The organism is Rhodopseudomonas parapalustris (assembly GCF_053772255.1).
In genome coordinates, this window is the sequence record NZ_JAMKBZ010000017.1 from 22,448 (window position 1) to 41,879 (window position 19,432).

The following is a 19,432-nucleotide window of genomic DNA, read 5'->3' on the forward strand; positions in this document are numbered from 1 at the left end:
TCGCGCTCCCGTCATTCCGAGGAGCGAAGCGACGAAGCAATCCAGAAGCGCAGTGGACTGAGCCGTGGATTGCCTCGCTTCGCTCGCCATGAAGGGTGTGGCGACGACCTCCGCCGAAAAACAAAAACGCCCGGCCTCGCGGCCGGGCGTTTCGTTTTGGGCAAGACGTCGGCGGTTAGTGCGCCATCGCCTTGACGATGTTCTCGGTCATCTTCTTGGCGTCGCCGAGCAGCATCATGGTGTTGTCGCGATAGAACAGCGGGTTGTCGATGCCGGCGTAACCGGAGGCGAGCGACCGCTTGATGAACATCACGGTGCCGGCCTTCCAGACCTGCAGCACCGGCATGCCGTAGATCGGCGAGGACGGATCCTCTTCGGCCGCCGGGTTGGTGACGTCGTTGGCGCCGATCACGAACGCGACGTCGGCCTGCGCGAACTCCGAGTTGATGTCCTCGAGTTCGAACACCTCGTCGTAGGGCACATTGGCTTCGGCGAGCAGCACGTTCATGTGGCCCGGCATACGGCCGGCGACCGGATGAATCGCGTACTTCACCTCGACGCCTTCCTTCTTCAGCGTATCGGCCATTTCACGCAGCGCGTGCTGAGCCTGCGCCACCGCCATGCCGTAGCCCGGCACGATGATGACCTTCGAGGCGTTCTTCATGATGAAGGCCGCGTCGTCCGCCGAACCGAGCTTGGCCGGGCGCTGTTCGCCGCCGCCACCGCCGGCCGCAGCGGTTTCACCGCCGAAGCCGCCGAGGATCACCGAGATGAACGAGCGGTTCATGCCCTTGCACATAATGTAGGACAGGATCGCACCCGAGGAGCCGACCAGCGCGCCAGTGATGATCAGCGCCGAGTTGCCGAGCGTGAAGCCGATGCCGGCTGCGGCCCACCCCGAATAGGAGTTGAGCATCGAGATCACCACCGGCATGTCGGCGCCGCCGATCGGGACGATGATCAGGATGCCGAGCAACAGCGCGACGCCGGTGATCACCCAGAAGGCGACCTCGCTCTGCGTGATCACCATGTAGATGATCGCCGCGAACATGATGACGCCGAGCGCGATGTTCACCACGTGCCGAGCCGGCAACAGGATCGGCGCGCCGCTCATGCGGCCCGACAGCTTGAGGAACGCGATCACCGAACCGGTGAAGGTCAGCGCGCCGATGGCGACGCCGAGCGACATTTCAACGAGGCTCTGGGCGTGGATGTTGCCCGGCTCGCCGATGTCGAACGCACCCGGCGCATAGAACGCACCGGCCGCGACCAGCACCGCGGCCATGCCGACCAGCGAGTGGAAGGCGGCGACCAGTTCGGGCATCGAGGTCATCGGCACCTTCTTGGCGATCACCGCGCCGATGCCGCCGCCGATGGCGATGCCTGCGATCACCAGCACCCAACCGAGCAGATCGGCCGGCGGATGGCCGGCGAGCGTGGTGACGATCGCGATCGCCATGCCGCTCATGCCCATCAGGTTGCCCTGACGGCTGGTGGCAGGCGACGACAGACCGCGCAGCGCCAGAATGAACAGGACGCCTGCGATCAGATACAGAAATGCGGAAAGATTGGCGCTCATCGACGGCCCCTAATCACTTCTGCTTCTTCTTGTACATCGCCAGCATGCGCTGGGTGACAAGGAAGCCGCCGAAGATGTTGATACATGCGAAGATCAGCGCGACGAAGCCGAAGCCGCGCGCCCACAGCGGACCGTTGTCGTTGCCGACCAGCGACACGCCGACGGCGAGCAGTGCACCGACCACGATCACCGAGGAAATCGCGTTGGTCACCGACATCAGCGGTGTGTGCAGCGCAGGCGTCACCGACCACACCACGAAATAGCCGACGAACACGGCAAGGACGAAAATCGACAGCCGAAACACGAACGGATCGACCGCTTGAACCATATGCTCCATAGCAACTCTCCTTAAGCGGTCGCGCTCACGCCGACTTGGGCTGGAAGTTCGGGTGAACGACGGCGCCGTCGCGGGTCAGCGCGGTGGCCTTCACCAGTTCGTCGTCCCAGTTCACCGCCAGAGCCTTCTCCTTGTTGACCATGGTCTCGAAGAAGCTCAGCAGATTGCGCGCATAGAGGGCAGAGGCCGACGCAGCGACACGGCCGGCGACATTGGTGTAGCCGACGATCTTGACGCCATCGATCTCGACGACCTGACCCGGCTGAGCGCCTTCGACGTTGCCGCCGCGTTCGACCGCGAGGTCGACCAGCACCGAACCGGGCTTCATCGACTTCACCATTTCGGCGGTGACGAGGCGCGGCGCGGGCCGGCCCGGAATCAGCGCTGTGGTGATGACGATGTCCTGCTTCTTGATGTGCTCGGCGGTGAGCGCGGCCTGCTTGGCCTGATACTCTTTGGACATTTCCTTGGCGTAGCCGCCGGCGGTCTGGGCGTTCTTGAACTCGTCGTCCTCGACGGCGAGGAATTTGGCGCCCAAGCTCTCGACCTGCTCCTTAGTGGCGGGACGCACGTCGGTCGCGGTGACGATGGCGCCGAGACGGCGCGCGGTGGCGATCGCCTGCAGACCGGCGACGCCGACGCCCATGATGAACACCTTGGCGGCGGGCACGGTGCCGGCCGCGGTCATCATCATCGGAAAGACGCGGCCGAAGGTTTCGGCGCCGTCGATCACGGCGCGATAGCCCGCGAGGTTGGCCTGGCTCGACAGCACGTCCATCACCTGGGCGCGGGTGATGCGCGGCATCAGCTCCATCGCGAAGGCGGCAATCCCGGCATCGGCCATGCTCTTCAGCGCGGCGTCGTTGCCGTAGGGGTCCATGATCGCCAGCACCAGCGCACCGCGCTTATAGCTGGCAAGTTCGGACGCCTCCGGACGCTTCACTTTGAAGACGACATCGGCGTCCTTCAGAGCGTCGGCGGACACGGTGGCCCCGGCGGCGGTGAAATCGGAATCCGGCAGGCCGGATTTGAGGCCCGCGCCCGGCTCGACCGCGACTTCGGCGCCGAGCGCTTTCAGCTTCTTGACCGTGTCGGGCGTCGCCGCGACGCGCGGCTCGGCGGGATCTTGTTCTTTGGCAACAGCAATCTTCATGGAGCCTCCGGCGGCGCGAAGCACGCGCGTGAGCGAGCGAGATATGCGCGCACCCCGCAAAAGTGGGACCGGTTTTGGGACCGGGATGCGCGCTTACTTGTTTGTTTGGAGAACGTCCGGGGGCAAACCGGACTCCACTTTGCCGGGGCGTTCTCCGAGAGAGCGCCGCGTGTAACGGCGCACTCCAGCACAGATCAAGTCAGGAAAATGCCCATGAGCGAGACGATCACGATCACGGCGACGGTGCCGTACTTCACCAGCTTGATGAACCCTTCGTAGGTCTGCTCATGCGCGGCGTAGTCGTTGCCATCGGCAGTCGTGTAGGCAAACTCGTGGTGCTCTGCCATTCGTCTCTCCGACATCTTCGAGAAGTGGGGGATGCAATTAGCGCAATCTTATTGCGAGGGCAACGGCACTGCAGCAATTGTCAGCCTAGCCAGTTTGGGTTCGTTCGAAAGTCTAGGCCGCCATCACCGATCGCCCGCGCAGTGTGATCGTAACACACGATTAGAACAAGCTCTTACGAAGCGATTGCAAAAGGCGACAACTGATTATTCCGCACTGCGGAGCAACCACGCTTTTTGGGAAGACGAATTGAGGTTCGAGGTCACGGCGCGATCGCCCGACCACGTCTCAGGCAGGCCAGTTGTCCCGGATCCAGCGCGTCAGGCTGGCCTCGCTGACTTCGCCTGCGGCGAGAGAAAGAATCATGGCCGCCGCATCGGCCTCAGAGACGATGAAATCGATGCCGTTCACGCCAAGGAACGTATGAAGCGCGAGCAACGAGGCTCGCTTGTTGCCATCGACGAACGGATGGTTTCGCGCAATGTCGAACGTGTAACCGGCTGCAAGCTCGGGCAGCTCGGCCTGTTCATAGCTCCATTTGTTGCGCGGGCGATAGAGCGCCGACTCCAACATGCCCTCGTCCCGCAAGCCGCCGGCCCCGCCATGAACCGCCAATTGCTCGTCATGAATGGCGACGATCATCTGGCGAGTCAGCCAGAACGGCTCGCTCATTTGGCAAGCTCGGCCAGCGCATTGTGGTAGCGCTTCATGCCGCGGCGAGCGACTTCCATCGCCTTTTCGAAGTCGGGATTGGATGGCGTGAATCGAATGCCGCCATCCGGCGTCAGGGTCGCGTAAAGCTGGTCGCCGGCATTCAGGTTGAGCCGAGACATCAGCTCCTTTGAGAAGATGAGTCCCGAAGAATTGCCGATCTTTTTGATCTCGACCGTCGCCAGAACGCGGCCAGTCTCGTTGTCGGATTTGGTTCGGCCGTCCATGGGCAAGCCTCCGTTATACAAAACGTATAACGGAGGACGACACTCTGTTCAACAAACGTTTTACGCCGCTGAACCGCCCTAGCCCATCGCCTCCAGCTCGTCGATCATCCCGGCGATCACCGACAGGCCACCGTCCCAGAATCTTGGATCCTTGGCATCGAGCCCGAACGGGGCCAGCAGTTCCGAATAGTGCTTGGTGCCGCCGGCCGCCAGCATCGCCAGATAGCGCTCAGCGAAGCCTTCCTGGGCGTGCTCGTAGACCGCATAGAGCGAGTTCACCAGGCAGTCGCCGAACGCATAGGCGTAGACGTAGAACGGCGAATGGATGAAGTGCGGGATATACATCCAGAAGCTCTCGTAGCCCGGCTTGATCTCGATCGCCGGGCCGAGGCTCTCACCCTGCACCGAGAGCCAGATCTCGCCGATCCGCTGCGCGGTAAGCTCGCCGCTACGACGCTCGGTGTGGATCGCGCGCTCGAACGAATAGAACGCGATCTGCCGGACCACTGTGTTGATCATGTCCTCGACCTTGCCGGCGAGCAGCGCCTGACGCTGCTTGCGGTCCTTGGTCTGCGTCAGCAGCCGCCGGAAGGTGAGCATTTCGCCGAACACGCTCGCGGTCTCCGCCAGCGTCAGCGGCGTCGGCGCCATCAGCGCACCGTTCTTGGCGGCGAGCACCTGATGCACGCCGTGGCCGAGCTCGTGGGCCAGCGTCATCACGTCCCGCGGCTTACCCTGATAATTCATCAGCACATAGGGGTGCGCCGACGGCGTGGTCGGATGCGAGAACGCGCCGGGCGCCTTGCCTGGCCGTACCGGAGCATCGATCCAGCGATCGGTGAAAAACCGCTCGGCGATCTGCGCCATTTCCGGCGAGAACGCATTGTAGGCGGTCAGCACCATGCTGCGCGCGTCCGGCCAGGCGATCGTGCCGGTGGCCGCGAACGGCAGCGGCGCATTGCGATCCCAATACGGCAGCTTCTTCTTTTTGAACCAGCCGGCCTTGAGCTTGTAATAGCGGTGCGACAGCTTCGGATAAGCGGCGCGCACCGAGGCGACCAGCGCGTCGACGACTTCGCGCTCGACCCGGTTGGCGAGGTGGCGACTGTCGGCGACGTCTTCGAAGCCGCGCCAACGGTCGGAGATTTCCTTGTCCTTGGCGAGCGTATTGGTGATCAGCGCAAAGGTGCGCTCGTTGGCCTTGAAGGTCTTGGCCAGCGCTTCAGCCGCCGCCTTGCGTTTGGCCGGCGCGCGATCCTGCATCAGGTTCAGCGTCGGCTCGATTGCCAGCTCCTTGCCCCCGACCTTGAAGCGCAGTGACGAGATCGTCTGGTCGAACAGACGATTGAAGGCGCCGTAGCCGGTCTGCGACTTCTCGTGGAACAGTTGCTCGATGCGATCTTCGAGCTGATACGGCTTGTCCTTGCGCAGATCCTCGATCCACGGCCGATAATGGCCGAGTTCCGGCGTCTGCATCGCGGTTTCGAGGACCGCGTCGTCGACGCGGTTCAGCTCGAGGGTGAAGAACAACAGATGCACCGAGGCCGCGGTGAGTCGTTCAGAAACGTCGCCATAGAATTTCGACTTCACCGGATCGACGCTGTCGCCGGCGTGGACCAGACCCGCATAGGAGCCGAGCCGACCAGCCAAATCCTCGATCGCCTCGTAGCGCTTGACCGCGCCGGCGAGCCACACCGCGCCGCCATCCTTCGCGGTCTCCTCGGCGAGCCGGCCTTTGAAATCGGCCTCGAACGACGCGCATTGGGCATCGAGCCGGTCGAGATCGGCGGCGACCTCCGGCGCGTCGATCGCCGGATAGAGATCGGTCAGATTCCACTCCGGCAGCTTCGCCGGCTTGGGTGCCGTCTTCCGGCCCGCCGTCGCGGTCTTGGCAGCTTTCGCCTTGCTCGGCGCAGCCTTGCGCGGTGCTGATTTGGCGGGGGTGGACTTGCGGGAAGAGGTCTTTGCGGTTCGGGAGGTCGCGGATTTCGCCATGGTGCTTTCAGATCGCGTGCGATTTGCCTTGCGAAACGCTACTAGCTCCGTCACCAGCTTCGCAAGTCACAGTTTCCTTCAAGGGAACAACCCTGCGACAAGGCAGCGCGCCTCGCACAGGCCTTCGCCGCCTTGATCAAGCTCGGCGGCAGGATTACGACACCGCTGCAAAGCGTTCGTTCCCGAATAATCAGCCATCACTGTGTGGCGATTGACCATCGCGCTGTCTGGTGATGGAATCGGAGCGACGCAAGCGATGGCGCGGTCGTTTCGACTGCGCGGCATGCCACAACGTCCTGGACCGGGCCCCTCTGGCAGTTCGTCTGAACTGTGATGTCGGACTGGACGCTCACGGAGCGCCCGATGACCGACTTTCTCGCGATCTTCACGCCCGAAGGACTTACAGCATTCGCTCAGGTCGTCATGATCGACCTGGTGCTGGCCGGCGACAACGCCGTCGTCATCGGCCTCGCTGCCGCTGGCCTGCCGAAGCAGCAGCGCGGCAAAGCAATCCTGATCGGTATCCTGGTCGCCACCGCGCTGCGCATCGCCTTCGCCAGCGTCACCGTGCAGCTTCTGCAGATCATCGGCCTGCTGCTGGCCGGCGGCGTGCTGCTGCTGTGGGTGTGCTGGAAGATGTGGCGCGAGCTGCGCAATCCGCCGGAAGACATCGATGCTCTCGACGGCGAAGCCGGCGCGGCGAGCGGCGCACCGACCAAGACCATGGCGCAAGCGGTGTGGCAGATCACGCTGGCGGACGTTTCGATGTCGCTCGACAACGTCCTGGCAGTGGCCGGCGCGGCGCGCGAGCATCCGGTGATTCTGGTGTTCGGCCTCGGCCTGTCGATCGCGCTGATGGGTCTCGCCGCCAGCTTCATCGCGCGGCTGCTGCACAAGCACCGCTGGATCGCCTATATTGGCCTCGCCATCATTCTCTACGTGGCCGGCGACATGATCTATCGCGGCGTGCTCGAGATCTGGCCGCACGCCTTCGGATAACAGCGGATAACCCTCGTCATTTTCACCAAGCGTTAACGCATTCGTCGCAATCGTGCGCCAATTCGGGACAGTTCGGGTTGGGGCAGTAGCGAGTAATGGTTGAGCGTATTCTGATCGCCGACGACGATGCAGTGCAGCGTCGGCTGGTCGAGAACATGGTGCAGAAGTGCGGCTACGAGGCGATTTCTGTCGATAGCGGTGACGCTGCGGTCGAAGTCCTGACCGCGCCCGATGCGCCTGCGATCGATGCCGTGGTGCTCGACCTGGTGATGCCCGGCCTCGACGGACTCGGCGTGCTGTCGAAGATTCGCGCCGGCGGTCTCGACGTGCCGGTGATCGTGCAGACCGCGCATGGCGGCATCGACAATGTGGTCTCGGCGATGCGTGCCGGCGCGCACGACTTCGTCGTCAAACCGGTTGGCATCGAGCGGCTGCAGGTGTCGTTGCGCAACGCGCTCAACGCCAGCGCGATGAAGGGCGAGCTGCAGCGCATTCGCCATGCCCGCGAAGGCCGGCTGACGTTTTCCGACATCATCACCCGCAGCGAGGCGATGGCCCCGGTGCTGCGCACCGCCGAGAAGGCGGCAGGCTCGGCAATCCCGGTGCTGATCGAAGGCGAATCCGGCGTCGGCAAGGAGCTGTTCGCGCGCGCCATTCACGGCTCCAGCGACCGCCGCACCAAGCCGTTCGTCGCCGTGAATTGCGGAGCGATCCCCGACAATCTGGTCGAATCGATTCTGTTCGGCCACGAGAAGGGCGCGTTCACTGGCGCCACCGAACGTCACGACGGAAAGTTCGTCGAAGCCTCTGGCGGCACGCTGTTTCTCGACGAAGTCAGCGAGCTGCCGCTGAGCGCTCAGGTCAAGCTGCTGCGCGCGCTGCAGGAAGGCGCGGTCGAAGCGGTCGGCGGACGTCGGCCGATCAAGGTCGATGTCCGCATCATCTCGGCCACCAATCGCCGGCTGCTCGACCGCGTGAAGGCCGGCCAATTCCGTGAAGATCTGTTCTACCGGCTGCATGTGCTGCCGCTGACGGTCCCGCCGCTGCGCACCCGCCGCGAGGACATCCCGCCGCTGCTGCGGCACTTCTTGATGCGGTTCTGCGCCGAAGAGAACCGCAGCATCGGCGGCATCACCGGTGAGGCGATGGCGCGGCTGGCGCAGCTCGATTGGCCCGGCAACATCCGCCAGCTCGAAAACGCAGTGTATCGCGCAGTGGTGATGAGCGACGGCGACCAGCTCGGCCTCGCCGACTTCCCGCTGGCGATCGCACCGTCGGTCGTCCCGGCGGACGACGCAACCGGGGAGCCGCTGGTGATCGAACGCAGCGAGCCGCAATTCATCGCCGCGAGCGAAGTGCCGATCGCACCGCTGCCGAGCGTCGGCAATCTGTCAATGCTGACTGCAGACGATGACGTGCGCCCGCTCGACGAGATGGAGCGCGAGATCATCCGGTTCGCGATCTCGCATTATCGCGGCCAGATGTCCGAAGTGGCGCGGCGACTGAAGATCGGTCGCTCGACGCTGTATCGCAAACTGGACGAGATCGAAGCCGAACGCGCCGCTCAGGCCGAGGCGCAGTAACGAACTTCACCGCCGGCCCAGGCATGGATTCGGGACGGCGGAGCAAATGTGGCTGCAGAGTGGCGGCTCGCGGGGCCGCTGATTCGCGGAACCTGTCGCACCGTGGCGCGAGAGTGACAGACAACCGGGGCGGCCCATGGCACAAGCCCGAACCGCCTCAGTGAAAAGAGCATTTGGGGTCAGTTTGTCGTGAGTCTGCCCGGCCGATGCTGGCCGCTCGAACCGGGCCTGTGTATCCTCCGACTGAAGCAAGGGATCGGCCGCGCGCCGCTCCACGGGCGGAGGCCCGACGCTCGAAGACCGAACTGCAAGTCACGAACTGCAAGTCACGAACTGCCGGCCGGGCAGCTTTCCCAAAGGGGTAGATGAATGCGAGATCACTCGACTGGACGCCGCGGTTTCGAAGGCGTGCTGATGGCCGTCGCGGCGACCTTCCTCACCGTGTCGGCGACCTCGGTGCTGGCGCAGTCGCCAACACGGTCACCGGCAGATCTCGCGATCGACGCCGCCGTTCCGGTTCCGAGCCCGGTCGATCTTCCGCCTCCCTCGATCGGTGACTTCAAGATCGATTCCCCGGCCAAGCCCGTAGCCGCCGAATCGACCAAGGACGCTGCTGCGCCTTCCGCAGCGACGGGCGACAAGTCGAACGCGACCGCCGCCGCTCCTTCCGCTGCCGGTCCGAGCAACGACACCGCGGCAACCACGCCGGCGGCCGACGCCCCGAAGGCCGAAACACCGGCTGCGACGGCCGCTGCGCCAGCGGCCGAGCCCGCCAAGCCGGCAACCGAACAAGCCGCTTCCCCCAAACCGGCCGAACCGCAGCAGCCCGCCAGCAAGGTCGCGACGGCCGACCAGCCGGTCGCCGATCAGCTTCGCGATCTGCTCGCCAAGAGCGCCAACCGCTATTTCGAGCGCAAGGCCGAGCGCAGCGCGGTCGAGAAGTTCTACGAGACCCGCGACTATGCGCCGGTGTGGACCAGCGCCGGCGCGCTGACCGCCCCGGCCAAGGGCGTGATCGCGCGGCTGAAGGACGCCGCCGCCGACGGCCTCGATCCCGACGACTATCCGGTGCCGAACTTTACGGCCGCGACCTCGCCAGAGGCGCTCGCCGAGGCCGAGCTGCGCCTGACCGAGAGCATGATGGACTATGCGCGCCAGGCGCAGAGCGGCCGGATGCACTGGTCGCAAGTGTCGGGCGACATCCAGTATCCCGAGCATCCGATCGATCCGTCTCAGGTGCTCGACAAGGTCACCACCGCGGCCGACGCCTCGGCGGCGCTCGACAGCTACAACCCGCCGCACAAGCTGTATCGCGAGCTGAAGAAGAAGCTCGCCGAGCTGCGCGGCGAAGGCGACAAGCCGGTGGCCAAGATCGCCGAGGGCGAGACGCTGCGCTACCAGCCGGCCCGCAAGAAGCGCGCCGAAGTGAAGATGGACGATCCGCGGGTGCCGCAGCTCCGCGCCCGCCTCGGCATCACCGACAACGCCGACAGCACCACTTACGACGCCACCGTCGCGGCGGCCGTGCGGCACTTCCAGAGCCATGCCGACCTCAAGGCCACCGGCGTGCTCGACGACCGCACCGTCAAGGCGCTGAACACGCCGAAGCGCGACCGCACCATCGACACCATCATCGTCAACATGGAGCGGTGGCGCTGGCTGCCGCGCGACCTCGGCGTCCCCTCGCTCGGCGACGCCTATGTGATCCTCAACATTCCGGACTACACGCTGAAGGTGATGCAGCACGGCGCCGAAGTGTGGTCGACCCGGGTCGTCACCGGCAAGCCGGGCAAGCACGCCACCCCGCTGCTTACGGAGACGATGAAGTACATCACCGTCAATCCGACCTGGAACGTGCCGCCGTCGATCATCTACAACGAATATTTGCCGGCGCTGCAGCAGGATCCCACCGTGCTCGACCGCATGGGCCTGAAGCTGTCGCGCAACCGCGACGGGTCGATCCACATCTCGCAGCCGCCGGGCGAAGCCAATGCGCTCGGCCGCATCCGCTTCAACTTCCCGAACAAGTTCCTGGTGTATCAGCACGACACCCCGGACAAGAACCTGTTCGCCAAGACCGAGCGCGCCTACAGCCACGGCTGCATGCGGGTGCAGAATCCGGATCAGTACGCCGCGACGCTGCTCAACATCACGATGCCGGACAAGAACTACACCCCGGCGAAGATCCGGTCGATGTACGGCCGTAACGAGGTCAATCTCAACTTCCCGACCCCGATCCCGGTCAACATCACCTATCAGACCGCGTTCGTCGACGATTCCGGCAAGCTGCAGCTCCGCAAGGACATCTACGGCCGCGACGCGACGATGCTGACGCTGCTGAAGAACGACAAGGGCAAGAACCTGGAAGCCGTGGTGGCGCACGCCCAGCCGAACTACACCCGCCCCACCCGTCTGCCCGATGGCGTGAGCGTCGCCGGCGACTACACCGGCTCGTCGGGGGCCACGTCGAACCCGTTCTCGTTCCTCGAGAACCTGTTCGGCGGACCGCAGCCGCGGCCGCAGCAGCCGGCTGCGCGCAATCAGCGCCGGGTCTACACCCGCTGAGCAATCCTCGCGTCCACCCCGGGCGCGGAAAGTTACTGAACGATATCAAGGGCTCGCCGCGAGGCGGGCCCTTTTGTCGTTAACTTAGATTAACCATCCTCCATCTAGATTGGGGCACCGGGCTCGATTTCGCCATAGTCAGAGGGTTAGGGTTGACGATCGACTTGGGGTCACGGGTGCCGTTTCCGGATCGCTAACTTCGGTGAACGGCGCGTTTACCCTGCCACGCTGGCTTGGGGTTCGCGGGCAAGGGTTTGTTGGTCGACCATTGGTGGGGCTGCTTTCGTGCTGGCTGCAATTTCGCGCCGTCTGAAATCACTGTCGATGCCCAGAGCTGGTTACGGCGCCATGCTGACGACGGCATTGTTGCTGGTGGGCGCCGGTTCGGTCCATGACGCGTCCGCGGTCGGCGACAGCCGGACCCTTTCGTTCCACCACACCCATTCGGGCGAAAGCCTCACCGTCACCTTCAAGCGCAGCGGCCGATACGACGAAGATGCGCTGAAACAGCTCAACCATTTCCTGCGCGACTGGCGGTCCCAGGACCAGACGGTGATGGACCGCCGACTGTTCGACATTCTCTGGGAAGTCTACCGGGACGTCGACGCCAAACAGCCAATTCAGATTATCTCCGCCTACCGCTCCCCCTCCACCAACTCCATGCTTCGCCGCCGCTCCTCCGGCGTGGCTCGCCACAGCCAGCACATGCTGGGGCATGCGATGGACTTTTTCATTCCGGGCGTCGCGCTGGAGAAGATCCGTTTCGCAGGCCTGCGGCTGCAGCGTGGCGGCGTCGGCTTCTATCCGACCTCGGGCTCACCGTTCGTCCATCTCGATACCGGCGGAATCCGGCACTGGCCGCGGATGACCGCCGACCAGCTGGCCCGCGTGTTCCCGGACGGACGCACCGTGCACATCCCGTCCAATGGCAAGCCGCTGCGCGGCTACGAGCTGGCCATGGCGGACATCGAAAACCGTCGCGACGGCAGCAGTGCCGCGCCGGCCAAGACCAATTTCCTCGCGGCATTGTTCGGCGGCAAATCGCGTGACGACGAGGACGAGACGGCAGCCGTGGCCAAGCCCTCCGGTGCCAAACCGATGGCCGACATCAAGGTCGCCGCCGCTGACGCCGTGGCAGCCGCCGCCGGCGTGAAGACCGCCGATGTCGGCAGCAGCGATCCGGTGCCGGTGCCGCGCGCCAAACCCGCCGCTGCGATCCAGCTCGCCTCCGCCGGCGACGTGGTGCTGCCGGCGCCGCGCCCGGCCAAGGCCACGCAGACGGAAGCCAAATCGGCCGACATCAAATCCGCCGAAGCGAAGCTGCAGACTCCGGCCGATATCATCAACGCCCGCGGCTTCTGGGACGATTTCCCGCTGGCCTCCGAGCAGGCGAAACGCCCTCAGGTCGCCGCCATCAGCGCTCGCGAGGCATTGGCCGCCGCTGACAAATCGGACGAGGCGGCCATGAATGCGCTGGCCTACGCGCCGTCGGTCCAGGACAACACCTCGCAGCATGCGCGAAGCCGGCATCCGCGGGTGGTCACCGCCAGTGCGCCGATCCCGCACAGCTTCCGCGCTCAACCGTCGCGCCATGCCGCGGTGTCGGGCAAGATCGACAGCGTGATCGGCAAATCCGGACAGGGCAAGACCGTGGTGGCGAACTCGGCGCGGCTCGCCGCAGCCGGCAGCCGTGACAACGACGTCTGGATTCGCGCGATGATCCTGATGCCGCGGGCGATCCGCACCGCCGCAACTGTGATCGGCGACACCGACATGACGCTGCTGACCGGCTATTTCGTCAAACCGGACGCCACGCTGGCGATGGGCTTTGCCGATGATCCGCAGCCGGGCCTCTATGCCGATGCCTTCAGCGGCACAGCGGTGGCGACGCTGACCACCACGTCGTTCCCGGACCAAGCATCGCGCTGACGGCCTCGCTTCGATCCCATCCTATCCATAAAAAATGCCCGGGTTCGCCCCGGGCATTTTTCGTTTTGAACGATGTCTTGTTGAGCGATGTCTTGCCGGACCATCGCGGATCGAGACGGTCCGGTGCAGACTCCCACCGAAGCCGGCCTCAGAGCATCCCGAGCGCCTGCATGTAGGTCTCCAGGATCGTCTCCTGTTCGGCGCGCTCGTTGGCGTCCTGCTTGCGCATCCGCACGATAGTGCGCAGCGCCTTGACGTCGAAGCCGTTCCCCTTGGCTTCCGCATAGACGTCGCGGATGTCGTCGGAGATCGTCTTCTTTTCTTCCTCGAGACGTTCGATCCGCTCGATGATCGCCCGGAGCTGGTCCTTGGCGAAATTGGTCGCGGGATCGTCCTGGACGGCGGCAGCGGAGGTGGCCATCGTGCACTCCTGGCAGATAATGATTGGAAAAAGCGGCGGGGCGGTCGCCTCGCGCGCCGCATCTGCGCCGGACACTCTTCGTCGCGACGCCTCCCGTCAAGGGGCATCGCGCCCATCCACAGCGACCCACAGCGGAAATATCCGGCGCCGAATTTGCGCCTTGATGCGCAGCGCGACGCCGCCGCGTCAGTGACTGTGCGGGTGAGATTTCTTGAACGCTTCGACCTGGTCCGCGGTGGCCGCGCTCTGGTACTTGGCCTTCCAGGTCTCGTAAGGCATGCCGTAGACCGCCTCGCGACTCTCGTCCCGACTCATTTCCACGCCTTGCGCGTCGGCGGCGTCCTTCAGCCAGTTCGACAGGCAGTTGCGACAGAACCCGGCGAGATTCATCAAATCGATGTTCTGAACGTCGGTGCGCTCGCGCAGATGCGCCACCAGACGGCGAAATGCCGCCGCCTCCAGTTCTGTCCGGGTGCTGTCGTCCATGCGATCACCTTATGCTGAGCTTGTGGTGCTCCCCAAATGGGGACGGGCTGAGATTTTGCCACATCTGGAGGCTACAGCCGACTCCGCCGCGCCGCGGCTCCGGTCCAGACGGCTCGGCGGCAGGCGCGGCCGTTGACAGGCCGCCTCTGTCACGCGAAATCATCAGCAAATTGGTATAGCTTGGCTGCATGATCATCATAGATTCCCTCCCCTTCCGGCACATCTGGGCCCGACCCGCCGCAGCCGTGACCGCGGCGCTGGCCGTCGGCGTACTGCTGTGCGGCAGCGTCCCGGCTGCGGCCGACTTCCGGCTGTGCAACAACACCTCGAGCCGGGTGGGAATTGCGCTGGGCTACAAGGACGTCGACGGCTGGACCACCGAAGGCTGGTGGAACGTGTCGTCGCGCAGCTGCGAGACGCTGCTGCGCGGCGCGCTGGTCGCGCGGTACTACTACATCTACGCGCTCGACTACGACCGCGGCGGGGAATGGTCCGGCCAGGCTTTCATGTGCTCGCGCGACAAGGAATTCACCATCAAAGGGACCGAGAACTGCCTGGCGCGCGGCTTCGACCGCACAGGCTTCTTCGAGGTCGACACCGGCGAGCAACGGGCCTGGACCGTGCAACTGACTGAAAGCAACGAACAGAACATGCAGAAGCTGCCGGGAATGCCCGGGGCGCCAGGGACCGGACTGCCGGGCATCCCTCCGACGCCGGGCCGCACCGCCCCCGCCACGCCTGGCACGCCAGGCGAGGCCGGGACCAAGCCATGAGACGCCTGCGCCGGATCAAGATCCTCGCCACGCTCGGCCCCGCCTCCTCCGACAGCGCGATGATCCGCAAGCTGTTCGAGGCCGGTGCCGACGTGTTCCGGATCAACATGAGCCACACCCCGCACGACAAGATGCGGGAGCTGGTGAAGACCATCCGCAACGTCGAAAGCAGCTACGGCCGGCCGATCGGCATCCTGGTCGACCTGCAGGGACCGAAGCTGCGGCTGGGCTCGTTCGCCAACGGGCCGATTCAGCTCAACAACGGCTCGAGTTTTGTGCTCGACTCGATCAAGGAGCCGGGCGACGCGACGCGCGTGCATCTGCCTCATCCGGAGATCCTCGCCGCGCTGAAGGTCGGTGACGCGCTGCTGCTGGACGACGGCAAGGTGCGGCTGATCTGCGAAGAGACCGAGGGCGATCGCGCGGTGACCCGCGTGGTGATCGGCGGCAAGATGAGCGACCGCAAGGGCGTCAGCCTGCCCGACACCGACCTGCCGATGTCGGCGATGACCAACAAGGACCGCGCCGACCTCGAAGCCGCCTGCGAAACCGGGATCGACTGGGTGGCGCTGAGCTTCGTGCAGCGCGCCGAGGACGTCGTCGAGGCCAAGCGGATGATCCGCGGCCGCGCCGCGGTGATGGCCAAGATCGAGAAGCCGCAGGCAATCGATCGACTCGAGGACATCCTCGATGTCTCCGACGCGCTGATGGTGGCGCGTGGCGACCTCGGCGTCGAGATGCCGTTGGAGCGAGTGCCGAGCCTGCAGAAGCAGATGACGCGAATGGCGCGGCGCGCCGGCAAGCCGGTTGTCGTCGCCACGCAGATGCTGGAATCGATGATCTCAAGCCCGGTGCCGACCCGCGCCGAAGTCTCCGACGTCGCCACCGCGGTCTATGAAGGCGCTGACGCGATCATGCTGTCGGCCGAATCCGCCGCCGGCAAATATCCGGTCGAGGCGGTGTCGACCATGAATCGTATCGGCGAAGAGGTCGAACGCGACCCGCTGTATCGCGGCGTTCTGACCGCGCAGCGGCCGGAGCCGGAAGCGACCGCGGGCGACGCCATCGCCGGCGCGGCGCGCTCGATCGCCGAAACCCTCGATCTGTCGGCGATCATCTGCTGGACCTCGTCGGGCTCGACCGCGCTGCGCGTCGCGCGCGAACGGCCGAAGGTGCCGGTGGTGGCGATCACGCCGAACATCAACACCGGGCGCAAGCTGTCGGCGGTGTGGGGCGTGCATTGCGTGGTGGCGGAAGACGCCAAGGATCAGGACGACATGGTCGACCGCGCCGGCCGGATCGCCTTCCGCGACGGCTTCGCCAAGTCCGGCCAGCGCATCATCGTCGTCGCCGGCGTCCCGCTCGGCACACCGGGCGCGACGAACATGGTCCGCATCGCCTATGTCGGCCCGAACGACACGGACGTGTGAGACGGCACGGAGAGGCAAGCCCTCCCTCGTTCAACCTCACGTTCGTCATTCCGGGGCGCGCGTAGCGCGAGCCCGGAATCCATAACCATCACACTAGTTGCTACGCTAATCCCCCTCGCCCAGTGCTTCACAGCTTGCACAGGGCATGTGGATTCCGGGTACGCTCACTTCGTGAGCGCCCCGGAATGACAGAGGAGAGGATGTTGCTGGCTCAGCTCACCAGCTTGGCGTCCAGCGTGATCTTGGTGTTGAGCAGCTTCGACACCGGACAGCCGGCTTTGGCCTTGGCGGCGCAGTCCTGGAAGGTGGCGTCGTCGGCGCCGGGGATCTTGGCGGTCAGGGTCAGATGCACCGCGGTGATGGCGAAGCCGTCGCCCTGCTTCTCCAGCGTGACGTCGGCCTTGGTTTCCATCTGCTCGGCGGTGAGCTTGGCCTCGCCGAGGATCAGCGACAGCGCCATGGTGAAGCAGGCGGCGTGCGCTGCGCCGATCAGCTCTTCGGGATTCGAGCCCGGCTTGCCTTCGAACCGGCTGGCGAAGCCATAGGGATAATCCGACAGCGCACCGCTCTTGGTCGAGATCGCGCCCTTGCCGTCCTTGATGCCGCCCTGCCACTTCGCCGAACCGGATGTCGTGCTCATGCCTTGCTCTCCTGTGCTGCTGTCGATGATGAACCGCGGCAAACCGGCCGCGGCAGCGGAGACTGGATGTAGGAACGTCCGGCCGCATTGAAAGGACGAGCCCGTCAGCCGCCTCAGATGTCGCGGCCTTCGACCTTCTCGGACAGCGTCTTGACGAGGTCCGGCACCTTGTCGAGGTGCGGATTGAGCGCAAGCGCCTTGCGGAACGCATCGAGCGCGCGTTTGTCGTCACCGAGCTCCTGCATGATCATACCGAGCCCGGCGAGCGCGCCGAAGTGGCGCGGTTCTCGCGCCAGCACCTGCTCGATGTCTTCGAGCGAGCGCATGTACTCGTTCTGCAGATAGTAGATCGTTGCGCGCCGGTTCCAGCCTTCGACATAATCCGGCTTCAGCTCGAGCACGGCGTCGAGCAGCTTAAGCGCGACGTCATATTGCTTGGCGTCCATCGCCACTTTCGAGCGTGCCATCAGCAGCGCCGTGGTGTCGCTGCTGGTCTGGCTCCACAGCGCCCAGATCCGGCCCTCGACGTGTTTGGCGCTGGCTTCATCGGGCGCGGCCTTCAGCGCGCCGAACAGGAAATCGAGCCCCTTGGAACGATCGGTCGGAACCCGCGGCAGCTTCTCCGGCGGGGCCGGCGGCTGAGCAAGCGGTTTCTCCAAAGGATGCTTCGGGCCATCAGGCACCTGTGCCCAGGCGCCATCGGGCATTCCCAGGATCAACAAAGCGAGCGTCAGCACGCAGCCGACGCGCCGGGAATGTGGGAAGATCAACGCCATCGCGATAGTCTAGACACGACAAAGCGCGCTGCAAAGCAGCGCGCGCGTCACAGCGGCGTGAAATCGAAGGCGTGAGCCGCGAACGGCTCTCGCGATCAGCCCTGACGGGCCTTGAAGCGGCGCTGGGTCTTGTTGATGACGTAGAGCCGGCCCTTGCGGCGAACCAGACGGTTTTCGCGGTGGCGGGCAAGCAGCGACTTCAGCGAGTTACGGACCTTCATGGGTCTACCCTGACTGTTTGAAAGGCCGTGACAATTGGCCGAATGCAAAGTGAGAACAGCCCGCTGGCGGGAGCCCGCCCGGGACGGTGTTTATCTATCCAGCGAGTCCCCGCGTGTCAATCGATCCGCTGCCGGAACCGGCGGATGGCATGCGGAAAACCGGTCCGCGCCGTCCACCACACCTCGATAAGGCAACAGAACAAGCCACAATCCTGCGTGCGGGACCGCTTCACAGTTCCTCAAAATAATTATACACCATAATCAATTCTGTGCCGCCAAGAAGGCGAGCAACGCCCGAAGGAAACGCCCGATGCTGAATCCCGACGACCTGGTCGCTATCGACATCCACACGCACGCCGAGGAGCCGTGCGGCTGCCACGCCGACGACGGCTACGACGACTTCCAGGCTCGGATGGCCGAGTATTTCGGCTCGCCCAACAAGCATCCGCCGACGGTGCCCGAGACCGCTGCGTATTATCGCGCCAAGAAAATCGCCGCGGTGATCTTCCCGGTCGACGCCGAGCGCGAAACCGGCTTCCGCCGCTACAACAACGACGAGATGATCGAGATCACGAAGGCGAATTCCGACGTGCTGATTCCGTTCGCCTCGATCGATCCGCACAAGGGCAAGCTCGGCGTCCGCGAAGCGCGGCGGCTGATCGCCGACTACGGCATCAAGGGCTTCAAGTTCCACCCGACGATGCAGGGCTTCTATCCCAACGACCGGCTCGCCTACCCGCTCTATGAGGCGATCCAGGAAGGCGGCGCGATCGCGCTGTTCCACACCGGCCAGACCGGCGTCGGCTCCGGCATGCCGGGCGGGATGGGCATGCGGCTGAAATACTCCAACCCGATGTACATGGACGATGTCGCCGCCGATTTCCCCGACATGAAGATCATCCTGGCGCATCCGTCTTTCCCCTGGCAGGAAGAGGCGCTGTCGGTGGCGACCCACAAGCCCAACGTCTACATCGACCTGTCGGGCTGGTCGCCGAAGTACTTCCCGCCGATCCTGGTACGCTACATCAACACCATTCTGCAGGACAAAATGCTGTTCGGCTCCGATTGGCCGGTGATCACGCCCGACCGTTGGCTGTCGGACTTCGCCAAGCTCGAGATCCGCGACGAGGTGCGGCCGAAGGTGCTTAAGCACAACGCCCGCAAGCTGCTGGGGATCTGATATCCTCCGTCATGACAAGCACCCGGGCCGGCGCTAAGCGCCGATCCGGGTACACCACGCAATGACGACCGAACCGAGGGCC

The 19,432-nt window shown here is 64.7% G+C and carries 19 protein-coding genes; 7 read left to right on the forward strand and 12 right to left on the reverse strand.

The window, feature by feature from the left end:
- Positions 1–175 precede the first annotated feature (175 nt).
- From M9H71_RS15630 to M9H71_RS15660, 7 genes are all read right to left on the reverse strand, one after another.
- On the reverse strand, positions 176–1,579 hold the full coding sequence (locus M9H71_RS15630; protein WP_110784927.1) for an NAD(P)(+) transhydrogenase (Re/Si-specific) subunit beta: 1,404 nt from the start codon (positions 1,577–1,579) through the stop codon (positions 176–178).
- Between the two features lie 13 nt (positions 1,580–1,592).
- Entirely contained in the window at positions 1,593–1,916 is a 324-nt protein-coding gene (locus M9H71_RS15635; protein WP_011159716.1) for a proton-translocating transhydrogenase family protein, read from the reverse strand.
- Positions 1,917–1,941: 25 nt separating this feature from the next.
- Positions 1,942–3,069, reverse strand: coding sequence for a Re/Si-specific NAD(P)(+) transhydrogenase subunit alpha (locus M9H71_RS15640; protein ID WP_455405884.1), 1,128 nt, complete (start codon positions 3,067–3,069; stop codon positions 1,942–1,944).
- Positions 3,070–3,263: 194 nt separating this feature from the next.
- Positions 3,264–3,416, reverse strand: a complete 153-nt coding sequence (locus M9H71_RS15645) for an aa3-type cytochrome c oxidase subunit IV (RefSeq protein WP_164606873.1) — start codon at positions 3,414–3,416, stop codon at positions 3,264–3,266.
- A gap of 286 nt (positions 3,417–3,702) precedes the next feature.
- The gene (locus M9H71_RS15650; RefSeq protein WP_455405885.1) at positions 3,703–4,086 is read right to left on the reverse strand and encodes a type II toxin-antitoxin system death-on-curing family toxin; all 384 of its coding nucleotides are present in this window, start codon (positions 4,084–4,086) and stop codon (positions 3,703–3,705) included.
- Positions 4,083–4,352 (reverse strand): AbrB family transcriptional regulator, encoded by a 270-nt coding sequence (locus M9H71_RS15655; protein WP_455405886.1) that lies wholly within the window; start codon positions 4,350–4,352, stop codon positions 4,083–4,085. The genes M9H71_RS15650 and M9H71_RS15655 overlap by 4 nt, the downstream gene beginning before the upstream one ends.
- 78 nt (positions 4,353–4,430) lie before the next feature.
- Entirely contained in the window at positions 4,431–6,347 is a 1,917-nt protein-coding gene (locus M9H71_RS15660; protein WP_455405887.1) for a M3 family oligoendopeptidase, read from the reverse strand.
- A 363-nt stretch (positions 6,348–6,710) separates the two neighbouring features.
- Here M9H71_RS15660 and M9H71_RS15665 point away from each other — a divergent pair, with 363 nt between their 5' ends.
- From M9H71_RS15665 to M9H71_RS15680, 4 genes are all read left to right on the forward strand, one after another.
- Positions 6,711–7,346 (forward strand): TerC family protein, encoded by a 636-nt coding sequence (locus tag M9H71_RS15665; RefSeq protein ID WP_455405888.1) that lies wholly within the window; start codon positions 6,711–6,713, stop codon positions 7,344–7,346.
- Positions 7,347–7,441: 95 nt separating this feature from the next.
- Positions 7,442–8,929, forward strand: a complete 1,488-nt coding sequence (locus tag M9H71_RS15670) for a sigma-54-dependent transcriptional regulator (RefSeq protein WP_455405889.1) — start codon at positions 7,442–7,444, stop codon at positions 8,927–8,929.
- Between the two features lie 369 nt (positions 8,930–9,298).
- On the forward strand, positions 9,299–11,494 hold the full coding sequence (locus M9H71_RS15675; RefSeq protein ID WP_455405890.1) for a L,D-transpeptidase scaffold domain-containing protein: 2,196 nt from the start codon (positions 9,299–9,301) through the stop codon (positions 11,492–11,494).
- A 324-nt stretch (positions 11,495–11,818) separates the two neighbouring features.
- Positions 11,819–13,423 (forward strand): DUF882 domain-containing protein, encoded by a 1,605-nt coding sequence (locus M9H71_RS15680; RefSeq protein ID WP_455405891.1) that lies wholly within the window; start codon positions 11,819–11,821, stop codon positions 13,421–13,423.
- A gap of 148 nt (positions 13,424–13,571) precedes the next feature.
- Here the strand turns inward: M9H71_RS15680 and M9H71_RS15685 are convergent, their stop codons facing one another.
- A complete protein-coding gene (locus M9H71_RS15685) occupies positions 13,572–13,844 on the reverse strand; it encodes a DUF2312 domain-containing protein (protein ID WP_013504056.1) in 273 nt (90 codons plus the stop codon).
- Positions 13,845–14,030: 186 nt separating this feature from the next.
- Entirely contained in the window at positions 14,031–14,330 is a 300-nt protein-coding gene (locus M9H71_RS15690; RefSeq protein WP_455405892.1) for a DUF1244 domain-containing protein, read from the reverse strand.
- A gap of 188 nt (positions 14,331–14,518) precedes the next feature.
- Between M9H71_RS15690 and M9H71_RS15695 the strand changes: the two genes are divergently transcribed.
- Positions 14,519–15,103 (forward strand): DUF1036 domain-containing protein, encoded by a 585-nt coding sequence (locus M9H71_RS15695; RefSeq protein WP_455405893.1) that lies wholly within the window; start codon positions 14,519–14,521, stop codon positions 15,101–15,103.
- Positions 15,100–16,533, forward strand: a complete 1,434-nt coding sequence (gene pyk, locus M9H71_RS15700) for a pyruvate kinase (RefSeq protein ID WP_455405894.1) — start codon at positions 15,100–15,102, stop codon at positions 16,531–16,533. The genes M9H71_RS15695 and pyk overlap by 4 nt, the downstream gene beginning before the upstream one ends.
- 211 nt (positions 16,534–16,744) lie before the next feature.
- Here the strand turns inward: pyk and M9H71_RS15705 are convergent, their stop codons facing one another.
- The 3 genes from M9H71_RS15705 to ykgO form a co-directional block, all read right to left on the reverse strand.
- On the reverse strand, positions 16,745–17,173 hold the full coding sequence (locus M9H71_RS15705; protein WP_455405895.1) for an OsmC family protein: 429 nt from the start codon (positions 17,171–17,173) through the stop codon (positions 16,745–16,747).
- Positions 17,174–17,286: 113 nt separating this feature from the next.
- Entirely contained in the window at positions 17,287–17,949 is a 663-nt protein-coding gene (locus M9H71_RS15710) for a tetratricopeptide repeat protein (protein ID WP_455405896.1), read from the reverse strand.
- Between the two features lie 95 nt (positions 17,950–18,044).
- Entirely contained in the window at positions 18,045–18,170 is a 126-nt protein-coding gene (ykgO, locus tag M9H71_RS15715; protein ID WP_013504065.1) for a type B 50S ribosomal protein L36, read from the reverse strand.
- A gap of 310 nt (positions 18,171–18,480) precedes the next feature.
- Here ykgO and M9H71_RS15720 point away from each other — a divergent pair, with 310 nt between their 5' ends.
- A complete protein-coding gene (locus M9H71_RS15720; protein ID WP_455405897.1) occupies positions 18,481–19,350 on the forward strand; it encodes an amidohydrolase family protein in 870 nt (289 codons plus the stop codon).
- The last annotated feature ends 82 nt before the right edge of the window (positions 19,351–19,432 follow it).